Here is a 19,134-nt window from a genome sequence, read left to right as displayed (position 1 = left end):
GTTGAGGCACTGTCTAGCGACACCGATAAGAGAGGACAAGGCTTGCGCGTCGTCACGTCTCTGCGCCTTTCCCTTTTGCATCAACGTGGGCATCTGTTTTGCTGGGTGCCGGTCTGTTTGGGGCTTGGGATCGGGATGTACTTTGCGCTGCCGGTGGAGCCCACCGTCGCGGTGTTGGTTGGGATTGGGCCGATTTCCTTGGCATTTGCGTGGTTGACGATCGGTCAGGAAGCTGATGTTGGCGCGCTGTTGTGGATGGTGGCTTTGGTTTTGGCCGGTGTGTGTCTTGCGGGCGCACGGGCGCATAGCTTGGCGGGCCCGGTTTTGGACTTTCGCTACTACGGGCCGATTGAGGGGCGGATTATTGCGATAGACCGCTCGGCCTCAGACGCGGTGCGGTTGACGCTTGAGGATGTGGTTCTGGCCGAGATTACGCCTGAGGAAACACCTACGCGGGTGCGGATTTCTTTGCATGGCAGTGGGGTGGGCACCGCACCAACAGCGGGAAAACTGGTGGGCACCACGGGGCATCTGTCACCGCCTTCCGGGCCAGTGGAGCCGGGGGGCTTTGATTTTCAGCGCCATGCCTGGTTCAAGCAGATTGGCGCAGTCGGGTACACGCGGGTGCCGGTTTTGGCGATGGCAACGCCAGATAACAACGGCGGGATCTTCGGATTCCGGATGCGCTTATCGGGAGCGATACAAGAACGTATGGCCGCGGATGTTGCGGGGTTTGCCGCCGCCGTGACAACGGGTGACCGCAGCGCGATCCCGGAGGAAGTCACAGAGGCTTTGCGCGGGGCCAACCTCGCGCATTTGTTGGCAATTTCAGGGTTGCATATGGGACTGTTGGCCGGATTTGTATTTGGTGCGGTGCGGTTTTGTATTGCGTTGGTCCCGACAGTGGCGCTGCGGGTGAATGGCAAAAAGATCGCCGCCTGCGTGTCCTTTGCGGCGGCCACTGGCTATTTGCTCCTGTCAGGCGGCGCGGTGTCCACAGAACGGGCCTATGTGATGACCGTTGTGGTGTTAATGGCAGTGCTCTTGGATCGGCGCGCACTGACGTTGCGCGCGGTGGCCGTGGCGGCGACGGTCGTGTTGGTGTTGCAGCCAGAAGCCTTGATGGGGCCGGGGTTTCAGATGTCCTTTGCAGCCACGGCGGCCCTGGTGGGGGTGTTTGGCTGGTTGCGGGACATGCAGTGGCATTTGGGGCCAAAGTGGTTGCGGCCGGTGTCGGCGGTCGTGGTGTCGTCGCTGGTGGCGGGGCTGGCAACCGCGCCCTTTGCGGCGATGCATTTCAATCACGTGGCGCATTACGGCCTGTTGGCAAATGTGCTGTCGGTGCCGGTGATGGGCATTCTTGTGGTGCCCGCCGCCGTTGTGGCCGCGGTTTTGGCGCCTGTGGGGCTAGAGGCCGTGCCGCTTTGGGGCATGGAGCAGGGCCTGTGGTGGATTTTGACCGTGGCACAATTTGTCAGCGGGCTAGATGGCGCGCGTGGGACTGTGCCAAGCGGCGGGCGCTGGGTTTTGCCGGTGATCGCTTGGGGTGGGCTGTGGTTGCTGCTGTGGCAGGGACGCGCGCGGGTGGCCGGGGTTGCGGTTGTTTGCGCGGGGTTCTGGGGGTCGACACAGGCGGAGCGCCCGGATGTATTGATTTCCGATACGGGCGGCATTGTGGGCGTGATGACGCCAGAGGGCCGAGCCCTGTCCAAAGCCAAAGGGCAGGGGTTTGTCGCAGAGAACTGGTTGGAAAATGACGGCAGCACACGGGATCAAGAGGGCGCCGCGAGCCTGTGGCCGGGCGAGACAAGCCGCGTGCCATTTGTTGAGCTGGCCAGCGGCGGGCGGTTGATCCATGTGCAGGGGAAAACCGGCAAGGCGCTTTTTGAGGGCTGCGCGCCCGAGGATATCGTTGTGTTTTCAACGGCTTTTGACGAGCAATTGCCGTGTGACACACTAGACGTAAAGGACTTGGAGGCGCTGGGATCTGTGGCTCTGCGATTTGAGGGGGGGACGCCGTTACGCAAAACGGCCCGCGAGGTGGCGGGCCGTCGGTTGTGGAATGATGCAGAGGTGCGGGGTCAGTAGGTGCGGATCAACCCGACCAGTTTGCCCTGCACTTTTACTTTATCCTCAGGGTAGACGCGTGTTTCATAGGCCGGGTTGGCGGCCTCAAGCGCGATGGAGCTGCCATTGTGGTGGAACTTCTTCAGCGTGGCTTCCTGATCCTCCACCAGCGCCACGACGATGTCGCCGTTGTCGGCGGTGGTGGTTTCCGAGATGATCACCACGTCACCGTTGTTGATGCCTGCGTCGATCATGGAATCGCCTTTGACTTCAAGCGCATAGTGGTTCTGGCCGACCGACAGCATTTGGCCCGGCACGGCCACGTGATGGTCCACATGGCTGATGGCTTCAATCGGCACACCGGCGGCGATTTTGCCCATCACGGGCAGTTCGCGCGCGTGCAATGTCACCTCGTCCGGCGTCACATTGGCCGGTTGGGACGGCGATGGATGCGGCCCGTCGATCACTTTGGGATTGAAACCCGCTGTTGGCGCTGAAGGCGCGCCGCCCATGCTTTCAGGCAGTTTCACAATTTCGATGGCGCGGGCGCGGTGGGCGAGGCGGCGGATGAATCCCCGCTCTTCCAGCGCTGTGATTAGACGGTGGATGCCTGATTTTGAGCGCAAATCCAGCGCGTCTTTCATTTCGTCAAAGCTGGGCGGCACCCCGTCTTTTTGCAGACGGGTGTGAATGAATTCCAGCAGGTCTAGTTGCTTCTTGGTCAACATGCTCGAGGACCCCCATATAGAGTGTGTCTTATCCTCGTTCTACGCATGTTCTTGTTTTGTGTCAAAACTTTTATAGAACATAGCGGAAACAGATGCCAAAATGTGGTAAAGGGACAGGCGTTTGGCCTAGATTGGGATGTACTCTACGGCGGTGCCTGCGGGCCATTCCGCCGCATTGGGCGGCACAACTAAGAGCGCGTTTGCGTCTGACAGGATAGAGAGCAGAGAGCTGTCTTGATTGTCAAAAAGTGAGAGTTTTCCGTGCTCTACACGGGCGCGCATGTAGTGTTCGCGCGGGCCGTTTTTCGGCATGGGGGTTGCCAAAGTGGCTGGCAGGCGCGGCGTCGGCGCGTCGCCAAGCCCCAACATGGCGCGGATCACAGGTAGGACAAAGACGTGGCCGCAGACCATGGCGGACACCGGGTTGCCGGGCAGGCCAATCATCATGGCGCCATTGGCCAATGTGCCCGCCATGAGCGGTTTGCCGGGGCGCATGGCGATTTTGTAGAAGCTGCGCTGCATGCCGAGATTCTGCGCTACGTCGCCGACCAGATCATGGTCGCCTACAGATGCGCCGCCGATGGTGATCAGCAGGTCGGCATCATCCACCAGATCAAAGGCCGCTTCGAGAGAGGCGCGGGTGTCGCGGGCAATCGGCAACAGGCGGGCTTCGCAGCCTGCGTCACGCAACATGGCCTGCAGGCCAAAGCTGTTGGAGGCGATAATCTGATCCGGGCCGGGTGTTTCACCGGGCATGACCAGTTCGTCACCGGTGGACAGGATCGCCACTTTGGGGCGGCAGGTTACAGGCACTTCGGCGATGTTCATCGACGTCATCAATGCCACGTCCGATGGGCGCAGAACCCGTGGGGCCGCGATGGTTTGACCAACTTTGAAGTCGCCGCCCAAAGGCCTGATATGAAAACCTTTGTCGAGATTTGCAGAGAGTGTGATGGTGTCGCCGTCGCGGCTAACATCTTCCTGAATGACCACACGGTCTGCGCCTTCTGGCACCGGGGCGCCGGTGAAGATGCGCACGGCCTGACCTGCGGACACGGTGCCGTCAAAGGCATGTCCGGCGGCGGCTTCGCCGATGACGTCATAAGATTTTCCTGGTGCAGCGCCGTTGGACACGATGGCGTAGCCGTCCATGGCGGAGGCCGAAAACGGGGGCTGATCGCGGTTTGCGCTGACCGGCTCTGCCAACGTGCGCCCATTGGCTTGCGCCAGTGGCACGTTTTCCACCGGCAGCTGTTTGGTGAGGGCGAAGAGATGCGTGAGCGCGTCAGCAACCGAGATCATTTTGCTTCGTAACGTCCTGATTTTCCGCCGTCTTTGAGGATCACGCGGATGCCGCCGATTTCCATGGCTTTGTCGACCGCTTTGGACATGTCATAGACCGTCAGGGCCGCCACATTGACCGCGGTCAGCGCTTCCATTTCCACGCCGGTTTGGCCGGTGGTTTTGACAGTCGCCTCGATGCGCACACCGGGCAGGTCAGCATCCGGCGTCAGCTCCACGGCCACTTTGGTGATCGGTAGCGGGTGGCACAGGGGAATTAAGTCGGCACATTTCTTGGCGCCCATGATGCCGGCGAGGCGCGCCACGCCCAGCACGTCGCCTTTTTTTGCGCGGCCTTCGTTGATGATGTCAAAGGTGGCAGGTGCCATTTTGACCCAACCTTCGGCGGTGGCGACGCGAGAAGTGACTGCTTTTTCAGAGACATCCACCATGTGGGCGTCGCCCTTGGTGTCAAAATGGGTCAGTCCAGAGACGTGCGTGTCGCTCATCACATGCCTCCCATGGCATTCAATGGATTGGCGAGCAGGGTGCGGGTGGCGGTGGCTACATCGTCCTGACGCATCAGGCTCTCGCCAATCAGGAAGGTGCGGGCGCCGTAGCGGGCCATGTCGGCCAGTTCCGCCGGCGTGTTGAGGCCGCTTTCGCAGACGATCAGCCGGTCCTCCGGCACCAATTTGGACAGGGTGCGGGTGGTGTCGAGCGTGGTCTCAAAGGTTTTGAGATTGCGGTTGTTGATGCCCATGAGAGGGGATTTGAGCTGGCTGGCTCGCTCCAGTTCCTCGCGGTCATGCACCTCAAGCAGCACGTCCATGTTCCAGCTGAATGCGGCTTCTTCGAGTTCTTGCGCTTGTGCGTCGCTGACGGAGGCGAGGATGATCAGGATGCAGTCGGCCCCAAGCGCGCGGGCTTCGGCCACTTGATAGGTGTCATACATGAAGTCTTTGCGCAGCGCGGGCAGGCTGGTGGCGTTGCGGGCTTCGGTTAGGAAAGATTTTTGGCCCTGAAAGCTGGGCGTGTCCGTTAGGACGGACAGGCAGGTTGCGCCGCCGTCTTCATAGGCTTTGGCCAGTTCCGGCGGGTTGAAATCTTCGCGGATGAGGCCTTTGGACGGGGAGGCTTTTTTGACCTCGGCGATCAGGCCGTAGCCTTCGCGGGCGGCCTTGTGCAGCGCGTCGGAAAAGCCGCGGGTTGGGCTGGCTTCGCGCGCTTCGGCTTCAACCGCCTCCAGAGGTTTGGCCGCTTTGTCGGCGGCCACTTCTTCCAGCTTGTAAGCTTTGATTTTGTCCAGAACGGTCTCGGTCATGCGTCAGTCCAGTTTAACGGTGTGTCGCCTTGGTCGGCGAGCCAATTGTTGATGGTTGAAAACGGGCGGGAGCCGAAAAATCCGCGTCTGGCGGAGAGCGGCGAGGGGTGCGCCGTTTCAATCATCAGATGTTGGCCGCCATCTTTAGGCGATGTGATGTGAGGTGCAAGGGCTTGGGCCTGTTTTCCCCACAGGACAAAAGCCGTGGGGCGGCGGGCGGAGATGTCGGCCAGCACCTGATGGGCCAGAGTTTGCCAGCCCAGCGCTTTGTGGCCGTTGGCGTCGCCGGCTGGCACCGAGAGCACGGTGTTGAGTAAGAGGACGCCTTGGGTGGCCCAGAAGTGCAGATCGCCGCTTGATGGAGTTGCACCAAGATCGTCTTGCAACTCTTTGTAAATGTTATTCAAAGAGCGGGGCAATGGGGTCACGTCTGGCTCCACAGAGAACGACAGGCCATGCGCGTGACCAGGCGTTGGATAGGGGTCTTGTCCTAGGATGACAACACGCACGTGCTGTGGTGCAACAGCTTCAAGCGCGGCAAAGCGTTGGGCCGCGGGAGGAAGGATCTCCCGCGGGTCGCTTTGGATTTGTGCGTTGATGTCGGGCCAGCGGTCCGTGAAGAACGGCAAATGCGCCCAGTGGCTGGGCGGGGTGGCTGTGCTCATGCCGCCGAGGTGACTTTGGCCAATGCGGCCACTTTGCCTTTGGCCGCCCCGGAGTCGATGCTTTCACGGGCCTTTTCAACACCTTCGCGCAGGTCGCTTGCTGCATCAGCCACCACTAGTGCTGCTGCGGAGTTGAGCAGGACAGCATCGCGGTAGGCGCTTTGTGCACCATCCAGCAGGGCGCGGAAAGCATTGGCGTTGTCTTCTGGCGTTCCACCGACGATGTCCTCAAACGGGTGCACGGGCAGGCCAGCATCTTCGGGATGGAGCTCCACGTCTTTGACAGTGCCGTCTGCCTCCAGCGCTGAGACCCAGCTTATGCCGGTGATGGTCAGCTCATCGGTGCCATCGGAGCCATGCACCAACCAAGCGCGCTCGCTGCCCAATTGACCAAGGGTTTCGGCCATAGGGCGGATCAGGTCACGGGTGAAGGCGCCGGTCAGTTGGCGCTTCACACCTGCCGGGTTGGTGAGTGGGCCGAGGATGTTGAAGATGGTGCGCGTGCCAAGTTCGGCGCGTGTGGGCATCACATGCGCAATGGCCGGATGGTGCATGGGTGCCATCATGAAGGCGATGCCGCAGGTTTCCAGTGCCTTTTCAACCGCTTCCGGGCCAACCATGACGTTGATGCCCATCTGGGTTTGCACATCTGCCGTGCCGGATTTGGAGCTGAGGTTTCGGTTGCCGTGTTTGGCAACGGCAACGCCCGCGCCCGCGGTGACAAAGGCTGTGGCGGTAGAGATGTTGAGCGTGTGCTTGCCGTCGCCGCCGGTGCCGACGATGTCAATGGCGCCGCTCGGCGCTTTTACCGCATGGCATTTGGAGCGCATGACGGCGGCTGCGGCGGCGTATTCATCCACGGTTTCGCCGCGGGTGCGCAGGGCCATCAACAGGCCGCCCATTTGGCTGGGAGTGGCTTCGCCTTCAAAAAGGAGTGTAAAGGCGTCTTCGGCCTCGGCGCGCGTCAAAGGGCGATCAGCCGCGGCGCCGATCAGGAATTTAATATCGGCAGTCATGCAGCGGCGTCCTCTTTGGCGGGCATCATGTCCAGAAAGTTCTTGAGCAGGGCGTGGCCGTGCTCAGAGGCAATGGATTCCGGGTGGAATTGCACGCCGTGGATGGGCAGCTCTTTGTGTTGCAGCCCCATGATGGTGCCATCGTCCAATTCGGCGGTGATTTCCAAACAGTCCGGCAGTGTCGCGCGGTCCACCACAAGAGAGTGATAGCGTGTGGCTTCAAACGGGCTTGGCAGCCCGGCAAAGAGGCCTTTGCCCGTGTGTTTCATGGTGCCCATTTTGCCGTGCACAATCTCATGACAGCGCACAACGTCGCCGCCAAAGTGTTGTCCGATGGTCTGGTGCCCCAAGCATACGCCCATCAAAGGCGTGCGGGTTTCGGCTGCCGCCGCTGTCAAAGCCAGACAGATGCCTGCCTGAGACGGGTCACAGGGACCGGGGGACAGAAGGATGCCCGACGGGTTCATGGCCATGGCGTCCTGAACGGTCAACGCGTCGTTTCGCCAGACCTGCACATCGGCGCCCATTTCGCCCAGATAGTGCACAAGGTTGTAGGTGAAACTGTCGTAGTTATCGATCAGAAGCAGCATTTTGTCGGTTCTTTCCCTAAAGATGCAAAAGGGGTGGAGGCAGAGGGCCTGCTCGCGGTATACATGTTCAGGCTTGGCGCAGAGGGTCAAGAGGGGCAGGAGCAGGTCGCCCCATAAAATGGACGTAAAAGAGAGGCAGGCAGCTATGTTGCGCGGATTATTGTCAGGTGTGTTTTGGGGCGCGATCCTGGTGGGGGGCGTTTTGGCAGTGACGTCGCTGTTGTCGCCGTTGCCTGCGACGGTGAAACCTCAGACCAACGCGGATGCGCCGAAAGCGACGGAAGATGCGTCGCAAGAGAGCGGTGCGGTAGAAACAGAATCCCAGGCGGATGCGGCGGTGACCGAAGCGACGGCCACAGCTACGCCTGAAGCGGATGGCAGCGATGCGCCGCCTTTGAGCAACACCGACTCTGCGCCGAAACCGGAGACAGGGACCGAGACGGCGGCTTTGGCGGTGCCTGCGGCACCTGAGGGTGACGGGGCGGTGGCGATGAACGAAGAGACGCCGGTTCTGCCCAACCCGCAGGCCGAGACACCCGCAGCGCCTGTGCCGGACTCCGAGCTGTCGATTTCAACCAACCCACCACAGCCTGCCGCGCCAGACGTGGCGGAAAATGAAGTATTCCCAACGCCTTCTGAGAGTGACGCGCCTGAAGAGGCCGCCGCTGAAGAGAGCCTTGTGACCGAGGCGGCGCCGATCGAGGAAGCGGAAGACATCACGCCGAATGCTGAGTCTGCGGAAGAGGACATGGTTGAGGATGCACAGACGCAGGAAAGTCTGTTGAAGCCAGCCACGAACCTGAACGAGAAGTTCGAGCAGCGCACATCCACACGGTTGCCAACTGTGGGCGCAAATGAGGAAGAGAGCGTGGACACGCTGGCCGCGCGTCCGGTTGAGGTGAACGCGGAACAGTTTGAAAACGCAGAGGAAAAGCCGGTGATGGCGATTGTTCTGGTGGACACCGGCGAGGCGGCTTTTGATATGGAAGCGCTTGAGAGTTTTCCCTATCCGCTGAGCATTGCTGTGAGCACGCTGGATCCAAATGTGGCCGCAAAAACAGCGGATTTCCGGGCGCGTGGCTTTGAGGTTCTGGCGATGGTCGACATGCCAAGTGACGCCACAGCCAGCGACGTGGAGCAGGCGCTGCAGGCACATTTGTCGGTCTCTGACGCCTTTGTTGGCGTGATGGAAGGACTGGATGACGGCTTGCAGGGCAGCAAGGAGATCAGTGATCAGGTGACGCAGGCGTTGCTGGAAAGCGGCCACGGTTTGTTGATGCAAACCAATGGCTTGAACACTGCACAAAAGCTGGCGGCCAAAGAAGGCGTGCCGTCCAACACCGTCTTCCGTGAGTTCGACACCGGAGAGCAAACGGCCGTGGTGATGCGCCGGTTCCTCGACGGGGCGGCCTTCAAGGCCGGGCAGGAACAAGGCGTCGTGATGGTGGGCCAGTTGCGTGATGAGGCGATCTCGGCGCTGCTGCTGTGGGCGCTTCAGGATCGGGCGGGCACGGTGGCCATGGCGCCGGTTTCCGCAGCGCTGGACACGATCAACTAAGTTCCATCGCACGCAGCGTTAAGACACAGAAAGACCGACGTTTTACGACGTCGGTTTTTTGTCGGTATCGCGGCTGTTTCGCAGAGGTGCACATTTTGCGGTGCAATAGGTTAACATGTGTATGCGGTACGGGTGAATTGTAGCGGTAGCGAGGGATTGAGGTGACAGCGGGGATCATGATTGCGATTGGCCTGACCGGCCTTTTTGTTGGGGGGGAAATGCTGGTTCGCGGGGCGGTGACCATTGCCAAAGCCTATGGTTTGCCACCAATGGTGATAGGATTGACACTGGTCGGGTTTGGGACATCCACTCCAGAACTGGTCACAAGCGTCCAAGCTGCTTTGTCTGGGTCTGCTGGAATTGCAATTGGCAATGTTGTTGGCAGCAACATTGGCAACATTCTCCTTATACTTGGTGTGTCTGCGATGCTCTTACCCTTGGCCGTGGCACGGGACGCTTTGCGGCGAGATGGAAGCGTCATGATCGCAGCCACGCTTGCGCTTCTGGGCGTTGTTCTGTTTGGAGAGATCACGCGGTGGATTGGTGTGGGCTTTGTGACAGCGTTGGCGGCTTATCTGTTTGTGGTCTTCCGCTCCGTGTCCAAGACGAAAGAGACGTCTGACGCTGTGGTCTATGAAAAGGAAGCGGCGGCTATACCAGGCCCGGACTTGGGCCTCAGCGCAGCGATCGGTGTCGCTGTCGTAGGGTTGATTGCGACCATCATTGGGGCGCGTCTGCTGGTGGACGGTGCGATCAGCGTGGCCGAATTTGCCGGAATTTCAGAAACCGTGATCGGTTTGACTGTGGTGGCAATAGGTACGTCCATGCCTGAGTTGGTCACCGCAGTGATTGCCGTGCGCAAAGGTCAGGGAGACGTCGCTATTGGCAATGTCATTGGCAGCAATCTGTTCAACGTTATGGGGATTGTCGGCGTGACGGCGTTGATTCACCCCGTCACGGTGCCCGTTGAAATCGCGACTTTTGATATCTGGGTGCTTCTGGGGGCGTCTGTCTTGCTGATAGGGTTTGCGCGGACCGGATGGACGATCAACCGACTGGAAGGTGGTGCCTTTTTGGTGGCGTATCTCGGCTATTTTGGCTTTTTGTTGATGCAATAGGCGGGTATCAGAATTTCACCGGATTGCGGCGCTGCGGCTCCAGGGTGAGAAACTCTGGCCAGCCGATGAATTTCTCGACCAACACCAGAAGGATGCAGGCGGTCACCACGCCGAGCACCAGCTTGACCCGCGCCTCTGATGGCGGGTTGCGGGCCCATTTGCTCATGCGCATGAGGTGGCGGAAGTTCATCACAAAGGCCTGTGTTGGCTGACTTTGGTCTAAGCTAAGAAAGCCGGTCGATGATGGCAAGGTGCGTTGGGGGCGGTGCCCCCGATCCGGTGGGTCTTCGCAGAGGTATTGGGCATAAAGAACGCGTCTAGGACACGCGCATCGGCTGCCCGGAGTGTTTAACTGTCTTCGACAAAGCGCACCTTGCCGATGAAGGGCAGATTGCGGTTGCGTTGGGCGTAGTCGATGCCATAGCCCACGACAAATTCATCGGGGATGGAAAAGCCAATCCAGTCCGCAGCGATGTCGGCCTCACGGCGCGACGGTTTGTCCAGCAGGGCGATGGTTTTGATCTTGGCTGGATTGCGGGCCTTGAGCAGGTGCAGCACGTGGGTCAGCGTATGGCCGGTGTCGACAATGTCTTCCACAACCAACACGTCACGCCCTTCAATTTCGCCGCGCAAGTCTTTGAAAATGCGTACTTCTCGACTGCTTTCCATGGCGTTTCCGTACGAGGAGGCTTCGAGAAAATCGACTTCGACAGGCAGGTCGAGCTCGCGCACCAGATCGGCAATGAACACAAAAGAGCCGCGCAGAAGGCCAACCACGATCAGCTTATCGGTGCCGTCATATTCCGCCTGAATTTCGCGTGAGAGGTCCTCGATCCGCGCTGCAATGGACTTGGCCGAGATCATTTGATCGATGACATATGGACGCTCTGACATGAGACCCTCTTGATTTTCCCCATCCTGCGCCGCTATGTGCGCCACCAGAACTGTGCATAGCGAGGTCGCCATGCGCTGTCACGCCAAAATGAGACGACATGCCGACGCATTCTGAGACCCGCACGCTGCCGTATACCGCCCAACAGATGTATGATCTGGTGGCGGAAGTGGCGTCTTATCCGAAGTTTTTGCCCTGGTGTGCGGCGGCGCGCATCCGCTCGGTGACGCCGGTGCAAACAGAGCGTGGCGCGGCGGAGGAGATGCTGGCGGATCTGGTGATCTCGTTCAAAGTGTTTCGTGAGCGCTTTGGCAGCCGGGTGGTATTGCACCCCGAGACAAAACACATTGACACCGAATACTTGGACGGGCCGTTCAAATACATGAAGTCCACCTGGGATTTTGCCGATGTGGATGGCGGCGTGGAAGTGAAGTTCTTTGTGGATTTCGAGTTCAAGAACATCATTTTGCAAAAGGCGATTGGCCTGGTGTTCAATGAGGCGATGCACCGGATTGTGGCGGCGTTTGAGGCGCGGGCCGAAGCGTTGTATCGTTAACGCCGTTCAGAGACTTTTGGGAGTGCTCCTTCTGTTGTGGGCGCGTTTTTAGCCCCCTAATACCGTGGCGCTGTGCCACTCGGCTCATGTAAAGCGAAGGGCAACTTGTCACCAAGGACGGGCCCGCCCGGATTTCTCGGGAGCAGAGTTGCAGTGTCCGCTGTACGTTTGTTCACTTAATGTTCCGATAACCTTCGTGCCCTAAACTATCTCAGGTTGTAGTGAATTTTTTTGGGTTCAGAACATGGTTATGTTTTTGGTTTTTCTCGGTGTTGCCGGCGCGATTGCCGCTGTGGGCGTTGTGGACGACATGGTTGCCGACATCGAAGACGAAGCGCGGGCGGAGGCGGAAAAGTGGTTGCCGCGGGTCTCGGATGAGGCAGGTACGGGGGACCTTTTGGCCGCTGCGGTAGAGGCAGACGGCGCAGACCTAGAGGAGGCGCAGAACGGCACCGACGGCGGGGAGGCACGCGCGGTGGCATCGGCAGAAGAGGGGCCGGTGCCGGTGGAAGTTCCGTTGGAGGTGTCCGTCAGCGCAGTTCCGGAGCAAAGTCTGGAAGATATTCTGGCGGAGGTCTTTGCCGAAGAGGCGGCAGCGGAGGCTGATCTGTGGATCGGGGCCGCTGCTTGGGCGGAGGATGCGGCGCTGGAAGAGGACCAGATGCCTGTGACTGAAGGGGCGCAGGGCGAAGGCGAAGATGTCGCGGCAGAGGCGGTTGCGCAGGCAGGCAGTTGGGAGGCTGTGGAAGCTGGACCGCTGGCGGGCGAGGACACGCAGGACCAGGTCGAGGAAGTGGATGAGGTCGTGCAAGTGGAGCGCGAGGCGGAGGTTGCGCGTGCCTCTAAGCCGGAGGCGGCAGAGGAACAATTGATGGTGGCGGATGCCCGGATTTATGAAGTGATTGAAACCGTTTCAGGGCTGTCCTTGGAGGACGTCATCGGGCAAGGCACAGTGGAGGCCGCCCTGGCATAAGGTTTGTTTGAAAAAAGGGCGGCCACAATCGGCCGCCCAGTTCCGGAGTGATGCTTTTGATGTCCTATGAGGCGATGTCGTAAGCGCGTTCGCCGTGGACCGTGAGGTCAAGGCCGTTGACTTCGGTTTCCTCATCGACGCGCAGCGGGGTGATTAGGCTGACCAGTTTGACCAGCACGTAGGTCACCACCACTGTGAAGATGCCGACGATTACCAGCGCGCCAAGCTGGGCTACCCAAGAGCCTTGGCCAAAGACAGCGATCATGATGGTGCCGAAGATGCCGCCCACGCCGTGCACGGCAAAGACGTCCAGGGTGTCGTCAATCTTGGCTTTGTTGCGCACGAGGTTCACAGCTTCCTGACACAGGATGCCCGCGATGGCGCCGATGACCAGCGCTTCAACCGGGCCGACAAAGCCTGACGCAGGCGTGATGGAGGCAAGGCCAGCGATGGTGCCGGTGACCAGACCCACCAAAGAGGCTTTGCCGTATTTGATGCGTTCCCACAGGGCCCAGGTGAGTGAGGCCGTGGCGGCGGAAATATGGGTCACGGTCAGGGCCATGGCGGCACCGCCGTCTGCGGCAAGCTGAGAGCCGCCGTTAAAGCCGAACCAGCCGACCCAGAGCATAGCTGCGCCAATCATCACCATCCAAGGAGCGTGTGGCGGTGTGGTGCGGTGCTTGCGGGCACCGAGCATCACGGCAATCACCAGCGCTGCGAGACCAGCGGTTTCGTGCACCACAATGCCGCCGGCGAAGTCTCGCACGCCGATTTCGCCAAAGATGCCGCCGTCGGCCATCATGCCGCCGCCCCAGATCCAATGTACGACGGGTGCATAGCAGAGCAGCATCCACAGGCCGGAGAAGATCATCACAAATCCAAAGCCAATGCGCTCGACATAAGCGCCGACGATCAGTGCCGGGGTGATGATCGCGAAGGTCATCTGGAAGGCAAAGAACAGCACCTCAGGCAGGGTGCCGGACAAGCTGTCGGTGGTGACGCCGGAGAGGAACATCTTACCGAGGCCGCCCCAGACCGAGGTGGCACCGCCGTCATTACCAAAGGCGATGGAGTAGCCAAAGACGAGCCAGAGAACGCTCATCAAGCAGGCAATGGCATAAGTTTGCATAAAGACGCTGAGCACGTTGCGGGCGCGCACAAGGCCCCCGTAAAACAACGCCAGACCCGGCAATGTCATGAACAGGACCAGGGCTGTTGCCACGATGATCCATGCGGTGTCCGCTCCGTTCATATTTCTTTCCTCTTTGTCCCGTGAGTGGTGGTTTTCCGCCAAAAAGCGGAAAAACTGCACAGAACAAAGGCTGAAGGGTCTTCAAAGCGCCTTAAATCAGGGCATTTTGCAAGCTGTATAAAAAATAGGCGGAAAACGTGGGGTGCCGCCTAAAATGGCGTCACTTTGCGCAGGCAGCCTTAAAAAGCAGCGCCAAAGCGTGATTCCGCGCCGCTTCTCGCACGTTTTTGCGGCCCAGCGCGCCAAATTCGACGGTTTCTGTGGTGCAGTCGGTTCGCGTGGCGATGCCAAAACAGACACGACCCTCGGGTTTGAACTCCGAGCCGCCCGGGCCAGCAATGCCGGTGATGGAGACGGACAATTGTGCGTCAGAATTCACCAGAGCGCCGAGCGCCATTTCCCGTGCGACCTCTTCACTTACGGCCCCAACAGCCGCCAGAGTGGCCTCGCGCACGCCAAGCATCTCGGTTTTGGCAAGGTTGGTGTAGGTCACAAATCCGCGTTCAAAGACGTCCGAGCTGCCTGCGATGTCGGTCAGGGCGGCAGCGACCATACCTGCAGTGCAGCTTTCGGCTGTCGCTACGCGCAGGTTGGCGTCACGGCAGGCTTGCAGGAGGTGTGCGACGTCCACCATCAGATCAACACGATATGATAGAGCGCCGCGGCGGCCAGGGTGGCGAGGCCCGCAAACAGACCGGCCCAGATGTCATCCAGCATAACGCCGATGGGGTCGTGGCGTTGGTCGGCTTTGCCCACCAGCCAGGGTTTCTTAATGTCAAAGAGTCGGAAAAATAGGAAGGCGGCAACTGGGCCGGGCCAAACCATGGACATATCGCGCATGGCAAAGGCCACGGCAGGGAACAGCAGGGCAATCCACATGCCAGCGACTTCGTCGATCACAATTTCGGAAGGATCTTCGGTGGGGCGATCCGCCAGATCCAGGATACAGGCCCACATGCCGACCACAATAGCGAGCGCGGTGAGGATGGCCAGCAGCCAGACACCGACAAAATGCGCCGCAGCCCAGCCGATGATCAGGGCGGCCAAAGAGCCCCAGGTGCCAGGAGCGGCGGGCAGGCGGCCGACGCCAAAGAATGTTGTGATCATGCGGATCATGCTGTCTCCAATGCTGCCGTTGTGATTGCGGCAAGTCCTTATGTGCGGCCAGAAATGCCAATTTTTGCTCGTTTTGGCTTTAGCAGACTGCTTGGGCATTGGCCAAGGCCGTGCGGCGGTGCTTTTGCAGACTTTCCAGCCGTAGGTCGGCGTGTCTCCGCCGGAGAATGGCCGGGGGCTTTTGGTGTGTGCTGGCGCGCGGGTGTATGTAGAACCTGCACGTCGGAGTGGCAATTGACCCTTGTTGACTGCTTATTTTTTGAGCATACGCCAAAAACTGCTACAATAATGACCAAAATCCCCGGTGATTTGTTTGAGTTTGACCAAGAGGTCAGATACGCCGAGGGCACTGCACAAGGATTAGGCACGTGACCGTTCAAGTCGCACATCTCACTCTGACACCCCCTGTTTTTCTGGCGCCGCTGGCGGGAATCACCGATCGCCCGTTCCGCGATCTGGTGGGCAGTTTTGGCGCTGGATTGGTGGTGAGCGAGATGGTCGCAAGTCAGGAGATGGTGCAGGCCAAGCCAGGTGTGCGTGAGCGGGCGGAACTGGGATTCGGGGACGCCACCACATCGGTGCAGCTTGCCGGGCGCGAGGCGCATTGGATGGCAGAAGCGGCCCGGCAGGTGGAGGCCAATGGCGCCACGTTGATTGACATCAACATGGGCTGTCCGGCGAAGAAGGTGACCAGCGCCAGTGGGGCCGGAGCCAGCGGATCAGCCTTGATGAAAGATTTGGACCACGCGCTGACGCTGATCGAGGCGGTTGTGGGCGCGGTGGAGATTCCGGTGACGCTCAAGACGCGGCTGGGGTGGGACGACAATATGCTAAATGCGCCGGAGCTGGCGCAGCGGGCGGAAAACGCCGGGGTTCAGATGTTGACCATTCACGGGCGCACGCGGTGTCAGTTTTACAAAGGGTCCGCGGATTGGGCGGCGATCAAAGGCGTGAAGGACGTTGTGTCGATCCCGGTGATTGCCAATGGCGACATTATGGATGTGGCCACAGCCAAAGCGGCGCTGGCGGCGTCCGGCGCAGATGGCGTCATGGTGGGGCGCGGGGCACAAGGAAAGCCATGGTTGCTGGCGCAGATGGCGGCGGAGCTGTTTGGCGGTGACGCGCCAGAAGAGCCCATAGGGCAGGCTTTGGTGGAGATGGTGCAGGGGCACTATGACGCGATGCTGTCGTTTTACGGCGTGGATTTGGGGCTGCGCGTCGCCCGCAAACATCTGGGGTGGTACATGGATCATGTGGGCACAGAGGCCGTGTTGCGCCGTAGGGTGCAGACCAGCCGCGACACAGACGAAGTGATGGCGCTTTTGGTCGATGCCCTGGTGCCCACAAACGACATCCCAAGCGATGGAGAGGCGGCATGAGCGCGCAGAACCCGATTTGGAGCAGCTTGCCGGTGCCCGCGCTGGTGGTGGACGAAACCGATGTGATCCTGCGGATCAATCCAGCGGCGGAGATGTTTTTGAATGCCTCCTCCAAGTCCATGGTGGGGCAGCCGATCTGGGACAAGGTGATGATTGATGCGCCGCTTGAGGAAGCGTTTCACCGGGCGCGGGAACACGGCACGCCGCTGTTTGTGAATGATGCGGACATTGGCACAGGCGACGGACCTCCGGTGCAGTGTAACCTGCAGATCGCGCCGCTGGCAGATGCGCCGGGGGAGATGTTGTTCCTGATCTCCAGTCGGGAATTGGCCGGACGGATGACCCGCAGCCATTCGGTGAAATCCTCGGCCAAATCGGCAATTGGCATGGCGGAGATGCTGGCGCATGAGATCAAGAACCCCTTGGCGGGGATCACCGGCGCGGCGCAGCTTTTGTCGATGAACTTGAGCCCGGATGATCTGGAGCTGACCGACCTCATCGTTGAGGAAAGCCGCCGGATTGTGAAGCTGCTGGAGCAGGTGGAGCAGTTCGGCAATTTGTCGCTGCCGCAGCGCAAGCCGGTGAACATCCACGATGTGCTGGACCGTGCGCGGCGCTCTGCGCTGGTGAGCTATGGTGCGCATATGCAGATTATCGAGGACTATGATCCGTCCTTGCCGCCTGCTGAGGGAGATGCAGACCAACTGCTGCAAGTGGTTTTGAATCTCCTGAAGAACGCTAGCGAAGCGGCTGGAAAGTCTGGCATAATTCGCATTCGGACTTACTACGAGCACAGCTTCCGTCTGCGGCGGGCGGATGGCACCGGGCAGCCGTTGCCATTGCAAATTGAGATCATTGATGATGGGCCTGGCCTGCCGGATGACCTCAAGGGGGACGTGTTTGATCCCTTTGTCTCCGGTCGGGAAAACGGCACCGGGCTGGGCCTCGCCTTGGTCAGCAAAATCATTTCCGATCATGGCGGCATGATCACAGTGGATTCCGTGCCCGGGCGCACGGTGTTCAAACTCTCGCTTCCGCGGGCAAGCAAAGACACACTCAAAGCATATGAGGAGAGCCTCTGATGGATGGCACGGTTCTGGTTGCAGATGATGATCGCACAATCCGCACGGTTTTGACGCAGGCACTCACGCGGGCGGGATGCAAGGTGCATGCCACGTCGTCTCTGACCACACTGATGCGCTGGGTTGGCGAAGGCAAAGGCGATGTGGTCATCACCGATGTGATGATGCCAGATGGCAATGGCCTGGAGATGCTGCCGAAGATTTCCGAGGATCGCCCTGGCCTGCCAGTGATCGTGATCTCGGCGCAGAACACCATCATGACGGCCATTCAAGCCGCAGAGGCCGAGGCGTATGACTATCTGCCCAAGCCGTTTGACCTGCCAGATCTGATGAAGCGCACGGGTAAGGCGCTGGAGCAGAAGCGGCGGGCGCCGTCTGCGCCGGTGGCGGAAGATGAGCGGCCGGATGAGCTGCCTCTGGTGGGGCGCACACCGGCGATGCAGGCGCTCTATCGCTTGGTGGCGCGGGTGATGAACACCGATTTACCGGTGTTGATTTCTGGCGAAAGTGGAACGGGCAAGTCCTTGATTGCGAAAGAGATACACGACTTCTCGGATCGCCGGAACCTTCCGTTTGTGGTGGTCAATGCGGCGGATTTGAGTGATCTGGAGGGGCCTGCGAAGGTTCTTGCCAAGGCCAAGGGTGGTACCATTCTGTTTGACGAGATTGGCGACATTGATGACGAGGTTCAGGCCCGCATTGTGCGCATGATGGACACGCCCGGCGAGCACAATCCGCGATTTATGGCGACCAGCCAGGTGAATTTGAACGCAGCGATGGACAGTGGGTCCGTGCGACAGGATCTCTATTACCGTTTGAACGGCGCGGCGATCCATGTGCCAGCACTGCGCGAGCGTGTGGACGACATTCCGTTGCTGGTGGAGCACTTCCTCAATCGGGCAGAGCGGGAAGGCGCGCCGATGCGGGTGTTCTCGGATGAGGCGATGGAGTTGTTCCGCGCCTATAGCTGGCCGGGCAATGTGCGGCAGTTGGAAAACGCGGTGCGGCGGTTGGTGCTGACCGCGCAGGCCGAGGAGGTCACGCGCGGCGAGGCGGAAATGATGCTGGGGGCGCAGCCGCAGGCGGGGCCGCTTTTGGGTGGTGATGACAGCGAAAAACTGTCGGCCTCTGTGGCGCGGCATCTGCGGCGGTATTTTGATCTGCATGGCAATATGCTGCCACCGGCGGGGCTCTACGCGCGAATCCTGCGGGAGATTGAATTGCCTCTCATTGAGATCGCTTTGGATGCGACAGGGGGCAATCAGGCGAAATGTGCCGATTTGTTGGGGATCAACCGGAATACGCTTCGTAAAAAAATCACGGATTTGGATATTCACGTGACACGCCGCCGCAAATTGATGTAAAAAGGCCACATAAGCGTGGCGCGCGGGCCGCACTCCGAGAAAAAGAGTCGGGGCTTAGAACGCGACACAGAATATGGCGGTGGGCCGCGAGAGCGGCACCAAATCAATTGAGGAAGTCGGGTGTCTAGCCGGACAGTGACCAGTCATTGGGCGCGTTTTCAGCGTCTTCGCAG

The 19,134-nt window shown here is 59.9% G+C and carries 20 protein-coding genes; 8 read left to right on the top strand and 12 right to left on the bottom strand.

Annotated features, from left to right (window positions below; translation table 11 throughout):
- Positions 1-42 precede the first annotated feature (42 nt).
- Complete coding sequence (locus tag MK208_RS06150; RefSeq protein ID WP_294114952.1) at positions 43-2,088, top strand: ComEC/Rec2 family competence protein; 2,046 nt, start codon at positions 43-45, stop codon at positions 2,086-2,088.
- Here MK208_RS06150 and lexA read toward each other — a convergent pair.
- From lexA to MK208_RS06115, 7 genes are all read right to left on the bottom strand, one after another.
- Entirely contained in the window at positions 2,082-2,795 is a 714-nt protein-coding gene (lexA, locus tag MK208_RS06145) for a transcriptional repressor LexA (RefSeq protein ID WP_294114950.1), read from the bottom strand. The genes MK208_RS06150 and lexA overlap by 7 nt on opposite strands.
- A 126-nt stretch (positions 2,796-2,921) precedes the next feature.
- The gene (gene glp / locus MK208_RS06140; protein WP_294114948.1) at positions 2,922-4,097 is read right to left on the bottom strand and encodes a gephyrin-like molybdotransferase Glp; all 1,176 of its coding nucleotides are present in this window, start codon (positions 4,095-4,097) and stop codon (positions 2,922-2,924) included.
- Positions 4,094-4,585: a cyclic pyranopterin monophosphate synthase MoaC gene (gene moaC / locus MK208_RS06135; RefSeq protein WP_294114946.1), complete on the bottom strand. Its 492-nt coding sequence runs from the start codon at positions 4,583-4,585 to the stop codon at positions 4,094-4,096. The genes glp and moaC overlap by 4 nt, the downstream gene beginning before the upstream one ends.
- Positions 4,585-5,400 carry an indole-3-glycerol phosphate synthase TrpC gene (gene trpC / locus MK208_RS06130; protein WP_294114945.1) on the bottom strand — a complete coding sequence of 272 codons (816 nt, stop codon included), beginning with the start codon at positions 5,398-5,400 and terminating at the stop codon, positions 4,585-4,587. Before trpC ends, moaC begins: the two co-directional genes overlap by 1 nt.
- Complete coding sequence (locus MK208_RS06125) at positions 5,397-6,065, bottom strand: uracil-DNA glycosylase (RefSeq protein WP_294114943.1); 669 nt, start codon at positions 6,063-6,065, stop codon at positions 5,397-5,399. The genes trpC and MK208_RS06125 overlap by 4 nt, the downstream gene beginning before the upstream one ends.
- The gene (gene trpD / locus MK208_RS06120) at positions 6,062-7,081 is read right to left on the bottom strand and encodes an anthranilate phosphoribosyltransferase (protein ID WP_294114942.1); all 1,020 of its coding nucleotides are present in this window, start codon (positions 7,079-7,081) and stop codon (positions 6,062-6,064) included. Before trpD ends, MK208_RS06125 begins: the two co-directional genes overlap by 4 nt.
- On the bottom strand, positions 7,078-7,671 hold the full coding sequence (locus tag MK208_RS06115; RefSeq protein WP_294114940.1) for an aminodeoxychorismate/anthranilate synthase component II: 594 nt from the start codon (positions 7,669-7,671) through the stop codon (positions 7,078-7,080). Before MK208_RS06115 ends, trpD begins: the two co-directional genes overlap by 4 nt.
- Positions 7,672-7,816: 145 nt before the next feature.
- Between MK208_RS06115 and MK208_RS06110 the strand changes: the two genes are divergently transcribed.
- Both MK208_RS06110 and MK208_RS06105 read left to right on the top strand, forming a co-directional pair.
- Positions 7,817-9,229, top strand: a complete 1,413-nt coding sequence (locus MK208_RS06110) for a divergent polysaccharide deacetylase family protein (RefSeq protein ID WP_294114938.1) — start codon at positions 7,817-7,819, stop codon at positions 9,227-9,229.
- 161 nt (positions 9,230-9,390) lie between these two features.
- Positions 9,391-10,347, top strand: a complete 957-nt coding sequence (locus MK208_RS06105; protein WP_294114937.1) for a calcium/sodium antiporter — start codon at positions 9,391-9,393, stop codon at positions 10,345-10,347.
- A 7-nt stretch (positions 10,348-10,354) separates the two neighbouring features.
- On the opposite strand, the gene MK208_RS06100 is transcribed toward MK208_RS06105, so the two are convergent.
- Positions 10,355-10,513, bottom strand: coding sequence for a hypothetical protein (locus MK208_RS06100; RefSeq protein WP_294114935.1), 159 nt, complete (start codon positions 10,511-10,513; stop codon positions 10,355-10,357).
- 182 nt (positions 10,514-10,695) lie between these two features.
- Entirely contained in the window at positions 10,696-11,241 is a 546-nt protein-coding gene (gene hpt / locus MK208_RS06095) for a hypoxanthine phosphoribosyltransferase (RefSeq protein WP_294114933.1), read from the bottom strand.
- 98 nt (positions 11,242-11,339) lie between these two features.
- Between hpt and MK208_RS06090 the strand changes: the two genes are divergently transcribed.
- Entirely contained in the window at positions 11,340-11,795 is a 456-nt protein-coding gene (locus tag MK208_RS06090; RefSeq protein WP_294114931.1) for a type II toxin-antitoxin system RatA family toxin, read from the top strand.
- Between the two features lie 250 nt (positions 11,796-12,045).
- On the top strand, positions 12,046-12,768 hold the full coding sequence (locus MK208_RS06085; protein ID WP_294114929.1) for a hypothetical protein: 723 nt from the start codon (positions 12,046-12,048) through the stop codon (positions 12,766-12,768).
- 64 nt (positions 12,769-12,832) lie between these two features.
- Here MK208_RS06085 and MK208_RS06080 read toward each other — a convergent pair whose 3' ends face one another.
- From MK208_RS06080 to MK208_RS06070, 3 genes are all read right to left on the bottom strand, one after another.
- Positions 12,833-14,020, bottom strand: a complete 1,188-nt coding sequence (locus MK208_RS06080; RefSeq protein WP_294114927.1) for an ammonium transporter — start codon at positions 14,018-14,020, stop codon at positions 12,833-12,835.
- Between the two features lie 160 nt (positions 14,021-14,180).
- Positions 14,181-14,654 (bottom strand): CinA family protein, encoded by a 474-nt coding sequence (locus MK208_RS06075; RefSeq protein WP_294114925.1) that lies wholly within the window; start codon positions 14,652-14,654, stop codon positions 14,181-14,183.
- Positions 14,654-15,136, bottom strand: coding sequence for a phosphatidylglycerophosphatase A (locus MK208_RS06070; RefSeq protein WP_294114924.1), 483 nt, complete (start codon positions 15,134-15,136; stop codon positions 14,654-14,656). The genes MK208_RS06075 and MK208_RS06070 overlap by 1 nt, the downstream gene beginning before the upstream one ends.
- A 368-nt stretch (positions 15,137-15,504) precedes the next feature.
- On the opposite strand from MK208_RS06070, the gene dusB reads away from it, so the two are divergent.
- The 3 genes from dusB to MK208_RS06055 are packed head-to-tail and all read left to right on the top strand — an operon-like array spanning position 15,505 to position 18,961.
- Positions 15,505-16,515, top strand: coding sequence for a tRNA dihydrouridine synthase DusB (dusB, locus tag MK208_RS06065; RefSeq protein ID WP_294114922.1), 1,011 nt, complete (start codon positions 15,505-15,507; stop codon positions 16,513-16,515).
- Entirely contained in the window at positions 16,512-17,597 is a 1,086-nt protein-coding gene (locus MK208_RS06060) for an ATP-binding protein (protein ID WP_294114920.1), read from the top strand. Before dusB ends, MK208_RS06060 begins: the two co-directional genes overlap by 4 nt.
- The gene (locus tag MK208_RS06055) at positions 17,597-18,961 is read left to right on the top strand and encodes a response regulator (RefSeq protein ID WP_294114919.1); all 1,365 of its coding nucleotides are present in this window, start codon (positions 17,597-17,599) and stop codon (positions 18,959-18,961) included. Before MK208_RS06060 ends, MK208_RS06055 begins: the two co-directional genes overlap by 1 nt.
- Positions 18,962-19,134: the final 173 nt, after the last annotated feature.

Origin of the sequence: Shimia sp. (assembly GCF_022448905.1) — a bacterium.
Taxonomy (GTDB): domain Bacteria; phylum Pseudomonadota; class Alphaproteobacteria; order Rhodobacterales; family Rhodobacteraceae; genus Shimia.
The sequence above is the reverse complement of the archived record's forward strand: the minus strand, read 5'-3'. Positions and strand labels throughout refer to the sequence as shown.